This window comes from Roseateles sp. P5_E11 (assembly GCF_054049355.1).
On sequence record NZ_JBFUMO010001036.1, the window covers coordinates 1 to 1,100 of the forward strand.

General features: G+C 62.9%; 1 protein-coding gene and 1 pseudogene. Both read right to left on the reverse strand.

What is annotated here, in order from left to right; translation table 11 throughout:
- A pseudogene (locus ACXJKR_RS33195) lies at nt 1-325 on the reverse strand (NADH:ubiquinone oxidoreductase subunit N); the annotation flags it as partial.
- A 30-nt stretch (nt 326-355) separates the two neighbouring features.
- On the reverse strand, nt 356-1,100 hold a 745-nt coding region (locus ACXJKR_RS33200), incomplete at its 5' end, for an NADH-quinone oxidoreductase subunit M (RefSeq protein WP_457326481.1).

The following is a 1,100-nucleotide window of genomic DNA, read 5'->3' on the forward strand; positions in this document are numbered from 1 at the left end:
GGCTGAGGATGAAGAGCTCGCCCTTGAGCATCTCGCGGAAAGCGGCATAGGGGCGTGCATAGACCAGCGTGATCAGCGTCGCGACGCAGGCGAAGCCGGCCAGCAGGTGGCCCATGGGGTCGGCGACCACCATGTCCTGCATGGCATAGGTGGTCAGGCCGGCGTTGAAGTAGCTGAAGTGCAGGCCACCCACGACGATGAGGGTCAGCTGGGTCAGCCAGTAGGTCGGGCGGCGCTGCTCGTCGGTGACCCACAGGTCCACCAGGGCAACCACGCAGCCCATCGCCAGCAGCAGGATTTCGGGGTAGATCGCGAGCCAGTTCATGTCGTTCATTGTTCTTGCCTCTGCTCGAAATCAGGCCGGGATCTTGCTGAGCGCGACATGCCTGAGCAGCTCGGTGACCGAGTTGTGCATCACGTCGGTGAAGGGCTTGGGATAGAGGCCCATGTACAGCGTCGCCACGGCCAGCAGAGCGAGCATGAGGAATTCGCGGGTATTGATGTCGGTCAGCGCGCGCACGTCGTCGTTGGCAATATCGCCAAAGTAGACGCGCTTGATCATCCACAGCGTGTAGGCCGCGCCAAAGACCAGGGCCGTCGCGGCGATGCCGCCCAGCCAAAAGTTGGCCTTGACGGTGCCGAGGATGACCATCCACTCGCCGACGAAGCCGGCCGTGGCGGGCAGGCCGCAGTTGGCCATGCCGAAGAAGACGGCAAAGGCAGCGAACTTGGGCATGGTGTTGACGACACCACCATAGGAAGCGATCTCACGCGAGTGCACGCGGTCGTAGAGCACGCCGATGCACAGGAACATCGCACCCGACACGAAGCCGTGCGAGATCATCTGTACCAGGCCGCCAGAGACGCCCAGTTCGTTGAAGATGAAGAAGCCCAGCGTCACGAAGCCCATGTGGGCGATGGACGAGTAGGCCACCAGCTTCTTCATGTCCTTCTGCACCAGGGCCACCAGGCCGATGTAGACGACGGCGATCAGCGACAGCGCAATGATCAGCCAGGACCAGTGGCGGGCGGCGTCCGGCGCGATCGGCAGCGAGAAACGCAGGAAGCCATAGCAACCCAGCTTCAGCATGATGGCCGCC